This is a genomic window from Caballeronia hypogeia (assembly GCF_001544875.2).
Lineage (GTDB): Bacteria > Pseudomonadota > Gammaproteobacteria > Burkholderiales > Burkholderiaceae > Caballeronia > Caballeronia hypogeia.
The window spans coordinates 276,288-293,132 of the sequence record NZ_FCOA02000002.1 but is presented as its reverse complement, the minus strand read 5'-3'; the positions used below and the strand labels follow the sequence as shown (position 1 = coordinate 293,132).

Sequence of the window (16,845 nt, the reverse complement as noted above, 5' to 3'; positions counted from 1 at the left end):
GCTCTCGTATTCGAATCCGATGGCGTTTGAGAAAGGACTTAGCCCGACGCTTTCTCGCGCGCGCGATCGCCGATGCTGGCGGCGGGCGCATCGCCCTTCGCGCGCGTGAGCACGGCGAGCACTTCGCGCGCCGTGTTGCGTGAATGTTCGCGCAGGATCTCGGCCAGGCCTTCGTGCGCGGGATCTTCGAGCGCAGCCAGAATGGCATCATGCTCGTTGGCGGATTCGGCCCAGCGCAGGGTGTCGGCATTCGCGGCACCGCGTCCGCGATGCACCTTCGCCATCAAGGTCGAATAGACGTTCGCGAGCACCGGGTTGCCGGCGGCGTCGACGATCATCTGGTGAATCTGCTGATTCAGCTTGAAATACTCGACGCGTTTGCCCGCGTCGTGACACTCCACCATGCGCCGATGCTTCGCCGCAATTGCCGCGACCTGCGCATGGGTAATGCGCTCCCCTACCAGCTCGCCCGCCATCGCTTCGAGGCCGTGAAGCAGTTCGAACGTGGCGGCGAGATCGCCGAGATCGATCTCAGCGACGCGATAACCGATGTACTGCCGATGCGTCACGCGCCCCTCCGACACCAGCACCTTCAACGCCTCGCGCAGCGGCGTCTTCGAGACGTCGAACGCGGTGCTCAGTTCTTTTTCGTCGATGCGCGCACCGGGCGGCAACTCGCCCTCGTCGATCATGTCGCGCAGGCGCGCGGCAATCTCCGCGGCCATGCCGCGCGTGCGCAAAAGGAGGGGGCTTTTGGTGGTCTGGTTCATCGCAGTGCAAGCTTATCACGATCTTGGTGAAAACCCTGCACCGTCAACGTGCAAAATGAATTTGTTTAAAACCAATGGTTTACACTGTTTGTAATTATAAATTTCTAATCCTATACTCTCTTCAACGTTGCGCGACGTCACGAAAACATCCGCCTATCCAGGAGCCTGTTCATGTCTTCAACATCCGGTGTAGCCGCAATGACGGTGGGTAAATCCACCGTTCGCTGGAAGATTTTCGTCGTCATGCTGAGCCTCATCGCGATCAACTACATCGACCGCGCGTCGCTGTCGGTCGCGATGCCGCTCATTTCGAAGGAGTTCGATATCGGTCCGGCGATGGAGGGGCTCATCCTTTCCTCGTTTTTCTGGACCTACGCGGTCATGCAGATTCCCGGCGGCATGCTCGCCGACCGCTTCAAGCCGCGCGTGGTGATCGCCTCCGCGACCGTGTTCTGGGGCTTTTTCCAGGCAATCGCGGCGGTGTGCACCAACGCGCCGAGCCTGTTGCTCACGCGTCTGGGCCTCGGCGCATCCGAAGCGCCGATCTACCCGGCGGGCGGCAAGCTCAACGCGATCTGGATGACGCAGACCGAGCGCGGCCGCGGCGCGACCCTGCTCGACGGCGGCGCGCCGCTCGGCGCGGCGCTGGGCGCAATCCTCATCACCGGACTGATCGCGACGCTCGGCTCGTGGCGCCTCGCGTTCGCGGTGGCGGGCGTCGGCACCGTGCTCGCGGGCATCCTCGCCTGGTTTTATGTACGCAATACGCCACGCGAGCATCCCGGCGTGAACGAACTCGAAGCGGCGTATATCGAGGAATCGCATGCACGCGACGCCGCCGCCGAACCGCCGTCGCTCTCGGGCCGCACGAGCGATTTCTTCAAGTACCGCTCGGTATGGTGCATGTTCTTCGGCTGGATGTGCTTCAACAGCGTGTTCTATGGCCTGCTCACGTGGATGCCCAACTACCTGCACATGGTTCACGGCTTCGACATCAAGCAGATGGGCGGTTCAAGTTTCATCATCTTTTTCAGCGGCTTCGTCGGCGAGCTGATCGGCGGCTGGATCGCGGACAAATGGAAGGCCGCGGGGGGACGTCCGAATGTCGTGATGCGCACGCTCTTCGGCATCGCGGCGGTCATCGCAACCGTTTCGATCTTTTCGGTCGCGTATGTGACGAATGCGGTCGCGGTCGTCGCCCTGCTCTCCACGACGCTCTTCTTCCTGCGCTGGTGCGGCCTTTACTGGTGCATTCCGTCGTCGATCGGCACGCGCAACAAGATCGGCTTTCTCGGCGGCTTCATGAATCTCGGCGGCAATATCGGCGGCGTTGCGGTGCCGATCATCGTCGGCGCGATCGTGCAGTTCACGCACTCGTACTTCCTCGCGCTGATGTTCTTCGCGGCGGCTGGCATCGGCTTGCTGGTGTGCTCCAGCGCCATCGACTACGAAAAGAAGATTCCCGTCTGAGCGGAATCAGTCTTCACGCAGCAACGCTTCGCTCAATTCACACAGAGACACATGATGAAAAAACGCACCCTGCTCGGCATGCTCACGCCCTCGTCCAACACGTCGCTCGAACCTCTGACGAGCGCGATGGTCGCCAACCTGCCCGGCGTGTCCGCGCATTTCGCGCGCTTTCCGGTGACCGAGATCTCGCTCTCCGATCAGGCGCTCGGCCAGTTCGACGACTCGAAGATCCTGCAAGCCGCGCAACTGCTCGCCGATGCAAAAGTCGACGTGATCGCATGGAACGGCACGTCCTCGGGCTGGCTGGGCTTCGAAGCCGATGAGCGCCTGTGCCGCCGCATTACCGAAGCGACAGGCATTCCGGCCACGACTTCCGTGCTCGCATTGAACGAGATCCTGAAGAAAACCGATGCGCGCGAGTTCGGTCTCGTCACGCCGTATCTCGACGACGTGCAGGAGAAGATCATCGCGAACTATCGCAGCGAAGGGCTGAACTGCATCGCGGAGCGGCATCTGAACCTGAAGGTCAACTTCTCGTTCTCGGAAGTCCAGCCCGATGAAATCCGCCGCATGGTGCGCGAAGTCGCGAAGGACAAGCCGCGCGCGATCTCCATCTTCTGCACGAACCTGAACGCCGCGCATCTCGTGCCCGAACTCGAAGAGGAAACCGGCATTCCGATCTACGACACGATCTCGACGGTCGTATGGAAATCGCTGCAACTCGCCGATTACGACACGCGCAGCGTGAAGGGCTGGGGACGTCTGTTCAGCGAAGTCATCTGAGGGCTATGCCATGTCGAACGATCTCGATTTCGTGATCCGTCACGCCGACGTCGTTACTGCGTCGGACCGGTTTTCGTGCGACATCGGCATTCGCGACGGCCGCGTGGCGATGCTCGGGCAAGGCCTGCCCGATGCGCCGCGCGAGCTCGACGCGAGCGGAATGCTGGTGCTGCCGGGCGGTGTGGACGGCCACTGTCATCTCGATCAGCCGATGCCCGATGGCCTGCGCATGGCCGACGATTTTCTGAGCGGCACGCGCTCCGCTCTATGCGGCGGCACGACCACGGTGATTCCGTTCGCCGCGCAAGCGAAGGGACAATCGCTGCAAGCGGCCGTCGATGACTATCACGGTCGTGCGGAAGGACGCGCGCTGATCGACTACGGCTTTCATCTGATCGTCGCCGATCCGACGCCGCACGTGCTGGCCGAAGAACTGCCGCGTCTGATCAGGAACGGCTATACGTCGTTCAAGGTCTACATGACTTACGACGACCTCAAGCTCGACGATCGTCAGATGCTCGATGTACTCACCGTCGCGCGCGAGCATGGCGCGCTCGTGATGGTGCATGCGGAGAATTCGGACTGCATCGGCTGGCTTACGGAACGTCTGCTGGGCAAAGGCCTGCATGCGCCCCACGCCCATGCGCTCGCGCGGCCCGCGGTCGTCGAACGTGAGGCGACGCATCGCGCGATTGCGTTCGCGGAACTCGTCGATGTGCCGATTCTCATCGTGCATGTATCGGGCGCCGATGCGATCGAGCAGATTCGCTGGGGCCAGTCGCGCGGCCTGCCGATTCTCGCGGAGACCTGCCCGCAGTACATGTACCTCACCGCCGACGATCTCGGCCACGGCGAATACGAAGGCGCGAAGTGCGTATGCAGCCCGCCGCCGCGCGATCCGGCGAATCAGAACGCCGTGTGGAAAGCGCTTCGGCAAGGCGTGTTCTCGCTCGTCTCGTCCGATCACGCGCCCTTCTCCTACGACGATCCGCAAGGCAAGAAGCCCGGCGGCAAGGAAGTCGCGTTCGATCACATTCCGAACGGCATTCCCGGGCTTGAAACGCGCTTGCCGCTGCTTTTCAAGGGCGTGAAGGAAGGACGCATCTCGCTGCATCAGTTCGTCGAGCTGACCTCGCTCGCGCCCGCGAAGCTCTATGGACTCTATCCGAGGAAAGGCACGATCGCGGTCGGCGCGGACGCGGATATCGTCGTGTGGGACCCGGAAAAGCGCGTGCGCATCGCCAACGCGTCCCTGCATCATGCGGTGGATTACACGCCGTATGAAGGCATCGAAGTCACCGGATGGCCGCGTCATTGCTTCTCGCGCGGCGAACTGCTCGTCGAAGACGGCAGGCTGCTCGACGTGCGCGCGGGGCGCGGACGCTTTCTGCCCGCAGGCAAACCCAATCTCGAATGAAGGTGCGAGCGATGAAGCTGATGATGACTTCCATGGCAGCGGCGCTGGTCTGCGTCGCCGCGCATGCGGCGGGCGATGCGTCGAAGGACATGCCGACAGTCGTGCCCGAGTCTGTCGGTGTCGATTCGGCGCCGCTGGTGCGCATGTCGGAATGGATACGCACGGACAGACTGGACGTGCGCAGTCTGGTCATCGTGAAGGACGGCAAGATCGTGTTCGAGCGGTACGGCGACGGCCTCACGCGCGATAACAGCTACGAGTTGTACTCGGTCACGAAGACGATTACCTCGCTGCTCGTCGGCGTGCTCGAAGGCGAAGGGAAGCTGAGTCCATCGACGAGAGTCGCGCCGCTGATCGCCAAGGCGCGGCCCGATCTCGCCGCGCAGCTCGCGGACAAACAGGACATCGAGTTGCGCCATCTCCTGTCCATGTCGAGCGGTCTCAGCCATCAGACACGCGAAGGCACCGATCCACTGTACTACGGCGCACCGGATCGGCTGCGCGTCGCGGTGACCGCGCGCGCCGCGAAGACGCCCGGCACGGACTTCGATTACATCGACGTGAATCCGGTGCTGGTCGGCACGGCGGTAAGCGTCGCCGCGCACGAACGCGAAGACGCCTTCGCGAAGAAGAAGCTCTTCGAGCCGCTCGGCATGTCGCACTACCGCTGGACCGGGGTGGACGATAAAGGCGCGGTCGCGGGCGGCTGGGGCTTGCGTCTGCGCGCGGTGGACATGGCGAAGATCGGCATGCTGATGCTCGACAACGGGCGCTGGCGAGGCAGGCAAGTCGTGCCGCAAGCGTGGATCAAGCAGATGGCGACGCCCTCGCCCGCCGCCGCCGACTATGGCTACTACTGCTGGATTCAGCACGTCGTCGAAAAGGGACAACCGGAATTCGGCGCAATGGGCTTCAAGGGGCAATTCATCACGGTGCTGCCGAAACAGCGTGCGGTCGTCGTGATGACGAGCCTGCTGCCCACCGATGGCGGATTGCGCGACGCCACGTACCTCAACCAGTATCGGCGCATGGTGAACGACTTCATCCTGCCCGCGTTGACGCCTTCGGCGCGACCCGTCGTCACGGCGACCAAAACGGAAGCCTTGAAGCAAGAGCTTGAACGCAGCAACAAGACTCAAGGCGTGCCCGGCACCGCTGCCGCATTCAACGACGCACCCGAGACCTGATCATGAAGCCACGCATGCTGCTGAAATGCATCACGCCGGCCGTCGTTGCGATATCGCTTGCGAGCGCACATGCAGCACAGGCCGCGCCGCTGAACGAAACAGGACTCACGCAAGCATCGCCCGAAGATGCGGGCGTCGATTCGCGCGAGCTCGTGCGCCTTTCTCAATGGATTCGCGAGCAGAAGCTCGAGGTATACAGCCTGCTCGTCGTGAAGGACGGCAAGCTGATTTTCGAGCGCTATGGCGCGGGCGTATCGCGCGATTCGAACTTCGAGTTGTACTCGGTCACGAAGTCGGTAACGTCGATGGTCGCGGGCATACTGATCGGCCAGGGCAAGATCGGTCTCGACGATTCGGTCGCGACGAAGCTTGCCGCATGGCGTCCCGACCTGCGCGCCGATTTCGCCGACAAGCGCAAGGTCGAATTGAAACATGTGCTCTCCATGTCGAGTGGACTGCACTACGACTTCAAGCCGAAAGACGATCCCATCTATTACGCCGCGCCCGATCGACTGAAGCTTGCGGCCGAAACCAATCCCAAAGCCGCACCCGGCTCGGAGTTCGAATACACGGACATCAACCCGATCCTGGCAGCCGCCATGCTGAGCGCCGCTGCCCACGAACCCGTCGAGCAATATGCACAGGCGAATCTGTTCGCGCCGCTCGGCATGAAGCACGCCATGTGGACGCGCGCCGACCGTTCTGGTCTCGTTTCGGCGGGATGGGGCTTGCGGCTACGCGCGGTGGACATGGCGAAAATCGGCATGCTCGTGCTCGACCATGGCCGCTGGCAAGGTCGTCAGATCGTGCCCGAGCCATGGATCGCGCAGATGACATCGCCGGGCGTCGCGCCTTACTTCGGCTACTACTGGTGGATCAACAACGTCGTGCAGAACGAGCCGGAATTCGACGCGATGGGCTTCAAGGGGCAGTTCATCACGGTGCTGCCCGAGCGCAACACGGTGATCGTGATGACGAGCGTCATGTCAGTCGATGGCGGTCTGCGTGACGCGAAGAATCTCCAGATCTTCCGCCAGATGGTCAACAACTATGTGATCCCCGCGCTCGACAATGCGGATCATGCACGGCCCTCGAAGGAACGCAGCGCGGCCTTGCGGCGTGAACTCGACATCAGCGCGCGCACTCGAGGCATACCCGGCACACAGGTCGATCCTGCCGACCGGCCCCGGCTCTGACGCTAGCGCACACCGATCTTCCATACGGTGACTTCGTGATACTCGTCGCCGGGCTTGAGCTCGGTCGACGGGAATGTGGCGTGATTCGGCGAATCGGGGAAATGCCCGGCTTCGAGTGCGAAGCCATCGGTTTGCCGATACGCCGCGCCCGACGTGCCTGTCACGCCGCCATCGAGGCCGTTGCCCGCGTAGAACTGGAGCCCGGGCTGCGTCGTGTAGACGTCGAGCACGCGGCCGCTCGACGGATCGTAGACGCGCGCCGCGAAGGTCGGTTCGCCGTTGCGCTGGCCGTTCTTGTTCAGCTTCCAGTTGTGATCGTAGCCGTGCGCATAGCGCATCTGCTGAAACGACGAACGCAGCCGCGCGCCGATCGGCGTCAGTGCACGCAGATCCAGCGGCGTGTTCTCGACGCTCGCGAGTTCGCCGGTGGGAATCGAATCGGGCCGCACGGGCGTATAGCTCGACGCGGCGATCATGATGAGCTGCCCTTCGACACTGCCGCTGCCTTCGCCCGCGAGATTGAAGTAACTGTGATTCGTGAGGTTCACGACAGTCGGCTTGTCGGTCTTCGCGCGATAGTCGATGCGCACTTCGTTGTCGTCCGTGAGCGTGTAGGTCACATCGACCGTGAGCGTGCCGGGAAAGCCGTTCTCGCCGTCGGGACTCACGTAGCGCAGCTGCACGCCCGCGCCCTGCGCGCCCTGAAACGTTCGCACGACGCTCCAGACCTTTTCATCGAAGCCATGCGGCCCGCCATGCAGCGTATTGGGCGGCTCGTTGACGGGCAGCTTCCACGTGTGACCTTCGAGTTCGAAGCGGCCATCGGCGATTCGGTTTGCGTAGCGCCCGATGAGACCGCCAAAGTGAATCTTGCCGTTGTACTTTTCGTAGTCGGCCAGCGAGCCGAAACCGAGCACGATATCCGCGCGATGCCCGCGCCGGTCCGGCACATCGAGCCGCGTCACGACGCCGCCATACGTGATGCAGTTCATCGTCACGCCGCGCGAGTTGGAAAGCGTGTATTGCGTGACCTGCTGACCCTGCCGCGTCGTCCCATACGGCGCCGACGCGACCGATGCGGCCCATCCGCCAAGCGGGATCAGGGCCGCGCATGTTGCAGCGGCAAAACGGATGATGACGAGGTCCGTGAGTGACATAAGCGGCTTGAGAGAAAAGCGTTCGATGCTGCCTTCGCGGCGTACGTCGGGATGCGTCGTGAGCATGACCTATGCCCGGGCACGGGACATGCGCGTTCGCACGTGAAGCGAGACTTCATCGATGACGACCAGGAGCGCCTCATGAATCAGCCAGCAAACCAGCAAGCGAGCGAACAAACCAACGAGCAGACTGATCGCCCGACGCCGCCGAAGCAAACGCCCGACGATCCGAATGTCGCGGATCGCCGTCTTTCCGACGAACAGAAGCGCGCGATGAAAAACGAACCCGCGCCACCGCAACGCGACAAGATCGAAAAAGCGGACATGCCGAATCCCAAGGATGTCGGTGAAGCTGGCTGATAACTTTGCTTCAATTCATTAGATGATTGGACGGTCTTTTATAACTTTGACATTCTGCATCGCCTGGTCGGGCGAACGAGTGAACACTTTTCGCAAGGGTATTCAGCAATTTCTTCCCGTCCATTTCCATGTTTCCGTATGACGCCTTCAAAAGCTATATCGCATAGCTTTTGTTGTATGGTATCCCTAAGCTATCGCTGCTCTCGATGCCGCGCCAGGCGACGCGTCTCGCCAAATACGGAAGCAAGGACGCTCAATGCACGATCCTGCTCATTTTTTACCGTCGTTCGTATGGCGCGCGGCGCGCGACGGGGTCATCCAGTACGCAAATCCGTGGGCGTGCCGTTATCTCGGCGTTGCATTTCCCGAACTGGTCGGACGGCACTGGAAAGCTTTTGTCCATCCGGACGACATCCCGCCCGTTCTCGACGCGCTGCGGCAGATGCGCGACGGCACGTTGCTGCGCAACGTCGACGTGCGCCTGTTGCGCCACGACGGCGCCTTCCGCTGGCACACGTTGCATCTCCAGTCGCGCCGCGACGAGGAAGGACAGATCGGCGACACCGTGGGGGTCGCGATCGACATCCACGAGTGCCGGCACGCATGGTCCATGTACGAGGCGAGCGAGCGGCGTCTGCAGGCCGCGTTCGCGGGCGCGCGCATGGGCGCGTGGGAATGGGACATGAAAACGCGCGTCGTGCGCATGACCGCGCAACTCGCCGCGCTCTATTCCTTTCCGCCAGGTACTGAAGCCGTCCTGCTCTCGGAAGTATGGGATCGCGTCGCGCCCGAATATCGCGAGCCGTTTCAGCGCAAGCTCACCGAAGCATTGCGCGATGGCGGTCCGTTCGAATTCGACTTCGTGCTGGAGGCGGACCCCGGCGCACGCCGCTGGTTGCGCATGCGCGGCCATCCCGAGTTCGATCGTCACGGCGTGCTCGCGCGCGTCTATGGCGTGAGCTTCGACATCAGCACGCAACGTGCCGACGAAGACCGCCTGAGCCTTTCCGAGCGGCGTTATCGCGCGCTGGTCGAATCGACGGGCGCGCTCGTGTGGTCGGCCGACGCGAACGGCGAGATCCGTCCTTCGGGCGGCGAATGGGAGACCTTCACCGGCGTCTCTCCCGAAGTGTTGTCGGGCTGGGGCTGGCTCGATTTCATTCATCCCGAGGATCGCGAGCGCACGCATCAGGCGTGGCTCGAAGCATTGAAGGAAGGCACCGCGCGCACGCTCACCTTTCGCATGTACCGGCGCGACGGCGCCTATCGCATGGTGCAGGCGCATGCCGCACCGCTGTATGACGAACAAGGCAATCTGCAGGAATGGTTCGGGACCACGACCGACGTGACGCCGCGCTTCGAGGCGCAGGCCGCGATCGAAGCGCGCAGCCTGCGTCTCACGGTCGCGATGCAGGCCGCGAAGATTCATATCGCGTCGCTGGAGCTCGAGACGTGGACGCTCGCCATCGAAACCGGAGGCGAGCGGCAGTTCAGCGAGACGCTCGGCTACGAGGCCGCGCTCGCGCGCGTGCATCCCGACGACAGCGCCACGCTCGACCGCTATGTGCGCAGCCTCGCGGCGGGCGAAGATCCGGGCGGCCACTTCGAGTTTCGCGTGAGCAACCTTCATGGCGAACAGTGGATGCAGGGAAGCGCCCTGCTTCAACGCAGCAAGGACGGCAAGCCGCTGCGCATCATCGGCAGCGTGATCGACATGACCGAGCGCAAGCACATGGAGTTGATGTTGCGCGAATCGGGCCGCCGCAAGGATGAATTTCTCGCCATGCTCGCGCATGAGTTGCGCAATCCGCTCGCGCCGCTGCGCACCGCCATCGCGCTGCTGCAGAAGGATCAGGATGTCGAGAAGCATCGGCGCGAGCTGATCGATCTGATGCGCAGGCAGGTGGAGCACATGACGCGCATCGTCGACGATCTGCTCGAAGTATCGCGCATCACGCAAGGACGCATCGCGCTGCAACTTGAGCCGATCCTCGTCGGCACCGCCGTCTATCACGCGGTCGAGGCGATCGCGGGCATGGTCGAGGGACGCTCGCAAAGCATTCACGTCGATGTGTCGGACGCCACCACCTGGGTCTGCGGCGACCCGACGCGGCTCTCGCAGATTCTCGTGAACGTGCTGAACAACGCGAGCAAGTACACGCCGGAGCAAGGCCGCATCACGGTCAGCGTGCAGGCCGATGACCAATGGGTCGCCATCGTCATCGCCGATACGGGCACGGGCATTTCCGCCGATCTGCTGCCGAAGGTGTTCGAGCTGTTCTCGCAAGGCGAGCGCACGCTCGACCGTTCGAACGGCGGGCTCGGCATCGGCTTGTCGCTCGTCAAGAAGCTCGTCGAGATGCACAAAGGCACGATCACCGTGCAGAGTCCCGGACCGGGTCTCGGCACGACCGTGACCGTGCGGCTGCCGCGCCTGCAGCATCACGAGCGGCATTCCGCGCTCGCCCTTTCCGATAGCGGCGTGCGCGAGGCGCGCGCGGCGCTGCGCATCCTCGTGGTCGACGATAACCGCGACGCCGCCGATTCGCTCGCCATGCTGTGCGAGTCCGAAGGCCATGTCGCGCGCGTCGCGTATTCCTCGTCGGAAGCGCTGGAGGCCGCCCAGCCCTTGCAGCCCGACGTCGCGCTGCTCGATATCGGCCTGCCCGATATCGACGGCTATGAGCTCGCCCGCCGCCTGCGCCGCAAGGGCGACACGACCCCGTTGCTGATCGCCATTACCGGATACGGACAGGCCGAGGACCGGCTGCGCGCGCAGTCGGCGGGCTTCGACTATCACTTCGTGAAGCCGGTGAACGTGGACAGCCTGCTCAAGCTGCTGGCATCGCTGACCGTCACGCGTTAGGGAACGTCGCTCTACAATGTGCGTTCAACGCCAACGCACCGAACCCACGACGAGACGCCATGACGCATAAGCCCATCAGCCGCTATCCGGTTCCCGATCCGCAAGACTGGCCCGACGATATCCGCGCGCGCATTCTCGAAGTGCAGGAGAAAGCGGGCTTCGTGCCCAACGTGTTCCTCACGCTCGCGCATCGGCCCGACGAATTCCGCGCGTTCTTCGCCTATCACGATGCACTGATGCTGAAGGAAGGCGGCCTCTCCAAAGGCGAGCGCGAGATGATCGTCGTTGCGACGAGCGCGGTGAACGATTGCCTCTATTGCGTCGTCGCGCACGGAGCCATCCTGCGCATCTACGAGAAGAACGCGCTGGTCGCGGATCAGGTCGCGGTGAATCATCGCAAGGCGGATATCACGCCGCGCCAAAGGGCCATGCTCGATTTCGCACTGAAGGTGTGCCGTGCATCGGGCACGGTGGACGATGCCGACTTCGCCGCGCTCCACGCCCACGGTTTCAGCGATGAAGACGCGTGGGACATCGCCGCGATCACCGCGTTCTTCGGCTTGTCGAACCGCATGGCCAACGTTATTTCGATGCGGCCCAACGACGAGTTCTTCCTGATGGGACGCGTGCCGAAAGCGCCGAAGTAAGCTGCCATGCGCCTTCCTCCGCTGAAATCCATCATCGCGTTCGAAAGCGTCGCGCGCACGAAGAGCGTGAACCGCGCCGCCGACGAACTCGGCCTCACGCCTTCCGCCGTCAGCCATCAACTGGCGAATCTGGAAAGCATCGTGGGCCGGCCGCTCTTCACGCGGCTCGGGCGCGGTCTCGTGCTGACGCCGACAGGCACGCAATATCTCTCCGACGTAACCGGTGCGCTCGCCGAACTCAATCGCGCGACCGAGCGGGCGTCGAGCGAAACATCGGTCGAGATATTGCGGATTCATTCGAGCCCGAGCTTCGGGCTGATGTGGCTGCTGCCGAGGCTTGCCGCGTTCCAGGAAGCGAACGGCGATATCCAGATGAACCTCGCGTGCTCGTACGAAGATGTGTCGTTCACCTCGGGTTACTACGATATCGCCGTGCGTCACGGTTACGCGCACTGGACCGATATCGAAGTCAAAACCTTGCCTCACGAAACCATCGCGCCGCTCGCATCGCGCGACTATCTCGCGCGCTTTCCCGTTTCATCGCCGGATGATCTGCTCGAGCGCCGCCTGATCCTCTCCGAGTCTCCGCTCGTGCAATGGCAGCAGTGGTTCGGCAAGTTCGGCGTCGCGGTGAAGCGCAAGGCGTTCGACTTCTCGTTCGATCGCTCGTACATGTCCCTCGAAGCCGCCGCGCTGGGTCACGGGATTGCGCTCGAGAGCACCATGCTCGCTTCGAGGCATCTCGAACGTGGCTCGCTCGTGCCCGTGTTCGGCCGCGAATATGCGGTCGAGGTGGATGCGCATCATCTGGTTTACCCGAGCCAGAACGCGGGATTGCCACGCGTGGCGAAGTTTCTCGCGTGGATGGACCGGCAAGTCGGGCGTCACGCCAATAGCTGAAAATTTCTCAGCAATAGTTGAACCGAACTGCGTTGATCGTCAGGTCGAAGGCGAAGAAACTGCGCCTACACCAGACAATCAACGGAGACAACGATGTTGCTCGAGAACCAGGTAGTGATCGTGACGGGCGCGGCTTCGGCGCGCGGAATCGGCAAGGCAACGGCTAAAGCGCTCGCGGCACAGGGCGCGCGCATCGTCGTGCTGGACCTGAAGGAAGCGGACGCGCAAAGCGCCGCGAACGATCTGGGCGAAGGCCATCTCGGCCTCGCCTGCGATGTCACCGACAAGGCCGCGTGCGTCGCCGCCGCCAATGCGACGATCGAGAAGTACGGACGCATCGACGCGCTCATCAACAACGCCGGCATCACGCAGCCGATCAAGACGCTGGAGATCGGCGCGGATAACTTCGACGCCGTGATCGGCGTGAACCTGCGCGGCACGCTGTACATGTCGCAAGCCGTGATTCCGCAGATGAAAAAGCAGCAGCGCGGCAGCATCGTGTGCATGTCGTCGGTGTCGGCACAGCGCGGCGGCGGCATCTTCGGCGGGCCGCACTACAGCGCCGCGAAGGCGGGCGTGCTCGGACTCGCCAAAGCCATGGCGCGCGAGTTCGGCGCGGACCGCATCCGCGTGAACTCGATCACGCCGGGCCTGATCCAGACCGACATCACCGGCGACAAGCTCACGCCCGAGATGCGCACGGACATCATCAAGGGCATTCCGCTCGGCCGGCTCGGCGATGCAGCGGATATCGCCAATGCGTGCCTGTTCCTTGCAAGCGATCTTTCCTCGTACCTGACGGGCGTTACGCTCGACGTGAACGGCGGCATGCTGATTCACTGATCGCACGCGCCCGCGCACCTGGAAAACCAGGGCGCCAAACATGGCTGGAGACATCTATGAAATCCAAACTTGCCACATCGGCGGTCACGGCTGAATTCGCATCGTCGGAGGATGCGGGCAGCTTCGAGGCAAAGACTTACGCCAAGGTCGGACGTCGCCTCATTCCCTTTCTGATGCTGTGTTATCTGGGCGCGTATCTCGATCGCGTCAACGTAGGCTTCGCGAAGTTGCAGATGCTCAACGACCTGCGCTTCAGCGAAACCGTCTATGGCATAGGCGCGGGCATTTTCTTTCTCGGCTACTTCCTTTTCGAAGTGCCCAGCAACGTGGTCCTGCACAAGCTGGGTGCGCGCAACTGGCTCGCTCGCATCATGCTCACGTGGGCCGTGATCTCCGCGAGCTTCGTGTTCGTCAAGTCGCCGACGGTCTTCTATATCCTCCGCTTTCTGCTCGGCGTCGCGGAGGCCGGTTTCGCGCCCGGCGTGATTCTTTATCTCACGTACTGGTTTCCCGCCGCGCGCCGCGCGAAAGCGCTCTCGCTGTTCTTCATGGCGATTCCGCTCGCGGGCATAGTCGGCGGACCGCTGTCCGGCTACATCATGCACGCGTTCCAGGACGTGCACGGGCTCGCCGGATGGAAGTGGCTCTTCATGCTCGAAGCGCTTCCCTCGCTGTTCCTGGGCGTCGCGATCCTGTTCTATCTCGACAATGGCATCGCCGGCGCAAAATGGCTCAGCGACGAAGAAAAGGCCCTGCTCAAGCGCAATGTCGAAAAGGACAACGCGCAGACCGTCAAGCATGTGTCGATTCGCGCGTTCATCGCCGACCGTCGCCTGTGGCTCATGGCCGCGATCTACTTCTGCGTCGTCATGGGTCAGTATGGCCTCACGTTCTGGCTGCCGACCATCGTACGTCGCACCGGCGTAGCGGACCCGCTGTGGGTCGGCATCCTCACCGCGATTCCGTATCTCTGCGCGATCGTCGCCTTGCCGCTGATCGGCGCGAGCGCGGACAAGCGCCGCGAACGCCGCCTGCATCTCGCGATTCCGATGCTCGTGTCCGCCGCCGGCTTCGCCACCCTGCCGATGCTGGGCAGCGTGGGCGCATCGATCATCTGCGTGAGCATTGCGGCCGCCGGCATTCTCGCTTCGTCGTCGCAATTCTGGGCGCTGCCCACGGCGGTGCTAGGCGGCATGTCGGCGGCAGCGGGCATCGCGGCGGTCAACTGCTTTGCCAATCTCGCAGGCTTCTTCTCGCCGGCCATCGTCGGCTGGCTCAACGACCTCACCGGCAAGGCGACCGCCGGCCTGCTCTTCATTTCGATTGCGATCGTGCTGGGCGCGGTGCTCGTGTTCTTCGTGCCCGCCAAGACCGTCAATCGCTGAATTCAATCACTCAAGGAGACAACGCATGAGCACTCCCGTCATCGAGGAGGTGACGCTCGCCGAGCGCGCCTACCGTATCCGCCGCAACGCGCTTCTGATGGGCGAAGTGCAAGGCCAGGGCTATATCGGCCAGGCGCTCGACATCGCCGATGTGCTGGCCGTCGCCTACTTCGGCGCGATGAACTACCGCGCCGAAGATCCCGAATGGGAAGGACGCGATCGCTTCCTGCTTTCGAACGGTCATTACGCAATCGCGCTGTACGCCGCGCTGTTCGAAGCCGGCATCCTGCCGCAAGACGAACTCGAAACCTATGGCAGCGACGACAGCCGTCTGCCCATGTCCGGGATGGCCAGCTACACGCCCGGCATGGAGATGTCCGGCGGCTCGCTCGGTCAAGGTCTCACGATCGCCGTGGGCCGCTGTCTCGGCCTCAGGCGCAAAGGATCGAAATCCTTCGTCTATACGCTCTTCTCCGATGGCGAACTCGACGAAGGCTCGGTCTGGGAAGGCCTCATGTCGGCGGCGCACTGGAAGCTCGACAACCTCATCGCGATGGTCGACGTGAACAATCAGCAGGCCGATGGCCCGTCCACGCAGATCATGTCGTTCGAACCGCTCGTCGAAAAGCTCGAAGCGTTCGGCTGGTATGTGCAGCGCGTGAACGGCAACGATCTCGACGCAGTGAAGCAGGCCTTCGACAACGCGCGCAATCTGAAGGACGCGAAGCCCCGCATCATCGTGTGCGATACGAAGATGGGCCGTGGCGTGCCGTTCCTCGAACAACGCGAGAAGAACCATTTCATCCGCGTCGATCCACACGAGTGGAAGCTGGCGCTCGAAGCACTCGAAGCAGGGAGACAAGCATGAGCACGCGTCTGAAAACATCCGCGATGATCGCGTCGATCGCAAGCGAAGGGCAGCTCACGCGTTCCGCGCCCTTCGGCCACGCACTGGTCGAACTGGCGCGCGCGAAGTCGAACGTCATCGGCATGACGGCCGATCTCGGCAAGTACACGGACCTGCATATCTTCGCGAAGGAATTTCCCGAGCGTTACTATCAGATGGGCATGGCCGAGCAACTGCTGATGGGCGCCGCGGCGGGCTTCGCCCACGAAGGCGCGCAACCCTTCGTGACGACGTATGCGGTGTTCGCGACGCGACGCGCCTATGACTTCATCCACCAGACCATCGCGGAAGACAATCTCGATGTGAAGATCGTGGCCGCGCTGCCAGGACTCACGACAGGTTACGGCCCGAGCCATCAGGCCGCGGAAGATCTCGCGCTGATGCGCGCCATGCCGAACATGACCGTGATCGATCCGTGCGACGCGCTCGACATCGAGCAGATGGTGCCCGCCATCGCCGCGCACAAGGGTCCGGTGTATGCGCGTCTGCTGCGCGGCAACGTACCCGCCGTGCTCGACGAATACGACTACAAGTTCGAGCTGGGCAAGGCCAAACTGCTGCGCGATGGGCGCGACGTGCTCATCATCTCGTCGGGCATTCTGACCATGCGCGCGCTGGAAACCGCGAAGGCGCTGCAAGCCGACAACGTCGATGTCGCCGTGCTGCACGTGCCGACCATCAAGCCGCTCGATACGGAAACGATCATCCGCGAGGCGCAGCGTTCGGGCCGACTGGTCGTGGTGGCCGAGAACCATACGACGATCGGCGGCCTCGGCGAAGCGGTCGCGACGACGCTGCTTACCGCCGGCGTCACGCCCGCGTATCGCCAGATCGCGTTGCCCGACGCGTTCCTCGATGCGGGCGCGCTGCCCACGCTGCACGATCGATACGGCATCTCGACGAACGTGATGGCGACTAAGATCAAGGGCTGGCTGGCGTAACGCCCGCATGCCGCGC

At 62.9% G+C, this 16,845-nt stretch carries 15 protein-coding genes; 13 read left to right on the top strand and 2 right to left on the bottom strand.

Annotated elements, in window-relative coordinates; all coding sequences use genetic code 11:
• Positions 1 to 38: 38 nt before the first annotated feature.
• Positions 39 to 770 carry a GntR family transcriptional regulator gene (locus tag AWB79_RS04570; protein WP_061166194.1) on the bottom strand — a complete coding sequence of 244 codons (732 nt, stop codon included), beginning with the start codon at positions 768 to 770 and terminating at the stop codon, positions 39 to 41.
• Positions 771 to 941: 171 nt separating this feature from the next.
• Between AWB79_RS04570 and AWB79_RS04565 the strand changes: the two genes are divergently transcribed.
• The 5 genes from AWB79_RS04565 to AWB79_RS04545 are packed head-to-tail and all read left to right on the top strand — an operon-like array spanning position 942 to position 6,823.
• The gene (locus AWB79_RS04565; protein WP_061166193.1) at positions 942 to 2,240 is read left to right on the top strand and encodes an MFS transporter; all 1,299 of its coding nucleotides are present in this window, start codon (positions 942 to 944) and stop codon (positions 2,238 to 2,240) included.
• Positions 2,241 to 2,294: 54 nt separating this feature from the next.
• Entirely contained in the window at positions 2,295 to 3,023 is a 729-nt protein-coding gene (locus AWB79_RS04560; RefSeq protein WP_061166473.1) for a maleate cis-trans isomerase family protein, read from the top strand.
• A gap of 10 nt (positions 3,024 to 3,033) precedes the next feature.
• Positions 3,034 to 4,440: a dihydropyrimidinase gene (gene hydA / locus AWB79_RS04555; protein WP_061166192.1), complete on the top strand. Its 1,407-nt coding sequence runs from the start codon at positions 3,034 to 3,036 to the stop codon at positions 4,438 to 4,440.
• A gap of 11 nt (positions 4,441 to 4,451) precedes the next feature.
• Positions 4,452 to 5,627 carry a serine hydrolase domain-containing protein gene (locus tag AWB79_RS04550; protein WP_082862282.1) on the top strand — a complete coding sequence of 392 codons (1,176 nt, stop codon included), beginning with the start codon at positions 4,452 to 4,454 and terminating at the stop codon, positions 5,625 to 5,627.
• Positions 5,628 to 5,629: 2 nt separating this feature from the next.
• Positions 5,630 to 6,823, top strand: a complete 1,194-nt coding sequence (locus tag AWB79_RS04545; protein WP_232470820.1) for a serine hydrolase domain-containing protein — start codon at positions 5,630 to 5,632, stop codon at positions 6,821 to 6,823.
• Between the two features lie 2 nt (positions 6,824 to 6,825).
• Here the strand turns inward: AWB79_RS04545 and AWB79_RS04540 are convergent, their stop codons facing one another.
• Positions 6,826 to 7,980 carry an aldose epimerase family protein gene (locus AWB79_RS04540; RefSeq protein ID WP_061166471.1) on the bottom strand — a complete coding sequence of 385 codons (1,155 nt, stop codon included), beginning with the start codon at positions 7,978 to 7,980 and terminating at the stop codon, positions 6,826 to 6,828.
• Positions 7,981 to 8,121: 141 nt separating this feature from the next.
• Between AWB79_RS04540 and AWB79_RS04535 the strand changes: the two genes are divergently transcribed.
• The 8 genes from AWB79_RS04535 (at position 8,122) to AWB79_RS04500 (ending at position 16,829) form a co-directional block, all read left to right on the top strand.
• The gene (locus tag AWB79_RS04535) at positions 8,122 to 8,340 is read left to right on the top strand and encodes a hypothetical protein (protein ID WP_061166470.1); all 219 of its coding nucleotides are present in this window, start codon (positions 8,122 to 8,124) and stop codon (positions 8,338 to 8,340) included.
• Positions 8,341 to 8,596: 256 nt separating this feature from the next.
• Positions 8,597 to 11,206 carry a PAS domain-containing hybrid sensor histidine kinase/response regulator gene (locus AWB79_RS04530; RefSeq protein ID WP_061166190.1) on the top strand — a complete coding sequence of 870 codons (2,610 nt, stop codon included), beginning with the start codon at positions 8,597 to 8,599 and terminating at the stop codon, positions 11,204 to 11,206.
• A gap of 59 nt (positions 11,207 to 11,265) precedes the next feature.
• A complete protein-coding gene (locus tag AWB79_RS04525) occupies positions 11,266 to 11,853 on the top strand; it encodes a peroxidase-related enzyme (RefSeq protein WP_061166189.1) in 588 nt (195 codons plus the stop codon).
• Between the two features lie 6 nt (positions 11,854 to 11,859).
• Entirely contained in the window at positions 11,860 to 12,753 is an 894-nt protein-coding gene (locus AWB79_RS04520) for a LysR substrate-binding domain-containing protein (protein ID WP_061166188.1), read from the top strand.
• A 93-nt stretch (positions 12,754 to 12,846) separates the two neighbouring features.
• Entirely contained in the window at positions 12,847 to 13,596 is a 750-nt protein-coding gene (locus AWB79_RS04515) for an SDR family NAD(P)-dependent oxidoreductase (RefSeq protein ID WP_061166187.1), read from the top strand.
• A 56-nt stretch (positions 13,597 to 13,652) separates the two neighbouring features.
• Positions 13,653 to 14,981, top strand: a complete 1,329-nt coding sequence (locus AWB79_RS04510; protein ID WP_061166186.1) for an MFS transporter — start codon at positions 13,653 to 13,655, stop codon at positions 14,979 to 14,981.
• A 25-nt stretch (positions 14,982 to 15,006) separates the two neighbouring features.
• On the top strand, positions 15,007 to 15,849 hold the full coding sequence (locus tag AWB79_RS04505) for a transketolase (protein ID WP_061166185.1): 843 nt from the start codon (positions 15,007 to 15,009) through the stop codon (positions 15,847 to 15,849).
• Complete coding sequence (locus AWB79_RS04500) at positions 15,846 to 16,829, top strand: transketolase family protein (RefSeq protein ID WP_061166184.1); 984 nt, start codon at positions 15,846 to 15,848, stop codon at positions 16,827 to 16,829. The genes AWB79_RS04505 and AWB79_RS04500 overlap by 4 nt, the downstream gene beginning before the upstream one ends.
• The last annotated feature ends 16 nt before the right edge of the window (positions 16,830 to 16,845 follow it).

Bases quoted from the DNA above. Each gene is read 5' to 3' on its own strand.
- AWB79_RS04570 (WP_061166194.1), bottom strand. From the start codon at position 770: ATGAACCAGACCACCAAAAGCCCCCTCCTTTTGCGCACGCGCGGCATG.
- AWB79_RS04565 (WP_061166193.1), top strand. From the start codon at position 942: ATGTCTTCAACATCCGGTGTAGCCGCAATGACGGTGGGTAAATCCACC.
- AWB79_RS04560 (WP_061166473.1), top strand. From the start codon at position 2,295: ATGAAAAAACGCACCCTGCTCGGCATGCTCACGCCCTCGTCCAACACG.
- hydA (WP_061166192.1), top strand. From the start codon at position 3,034: ATGTCGAACGATCTCGATTTCGTGATCCGTCACGCCGACGTCGTTACT.
- AWB79_RS04550 (WP_082862282.1), top strand. From the start codon at position 4,452: ATGAAGCTGATGATGACTTCCATGGCAGCGGCGCTGGTCTGCGTCGCC.
- AWB79_RS04545 (WP_232470820.1), top strand. From the start codon at position 5,630: ATGAAGCCACGCATGCTGCTGAAATGCATCACGCCGGCCGTCGTTGCG.
- AWB79_RS04540 (WP_061166471.1), bottom strand. From the start codon at position 7,980: ATGTCACTCACGGACCTCGTCATCATCCGTTTTGCCGCTGCAACATGC.
- AWB79_RS04535 (WP_061166470.1), top strand. From the start codon at position 8,122: ATGAATCAGCCAGCAAACCAGCAAGCGAGCGAACAAACCAACGAGCAG.
- AWB79_RS04530 (WP_061166190.1), top strand. From the start codon at position 8,597: ATGCACGATCCTGCTCATTTTTTACCGTCGTTCGTATGGCGCGCGGCG.
- AWB79_RS04525 (WP_061166189.1), top strand. From the start codon at position 11,266: ATGACGCATAAGCCCATCAGCCGCTATCCGGTTCCCGATCCGCAAGAC.
- AWB79_RS04520 (WP_061166188.1), top strand. From the start codon at position 11,860: ATGCGCCTTCCTCCGCTGAAATCCATCATCGCGTTCGAAAGCGTCGCG.
- AWB79_RS04515 (WP_061166187.1), top strand. From the start codon at position 12,847: ATGTTGCTCGAGAACCAGGTAGTGATCGTGACGGGCGCGGCTTCGGCG.
- AWB79_RS04510 (WP_061166186.1), top strand. From the start codon at position 13,653: ATGAAATCCAAACTTGCCACATCGGCGGTCACGGCTGAATTCGCATCG.
- AWB79_RS04505 (WP_061166185.1), top strand. From the start codon at position 15,007: ATGAGCACTCCCGTCATCGAGGAGGTGACGCTCGCCGAGCGCGCCTAC.
- AWB79_RS04500 (WP_061166184.1), top strand. From the start codon at position 15,846: ATGAGCACGCGTCTGAAAACATCCGCGATGATCGCGTCGATCGCAAGC.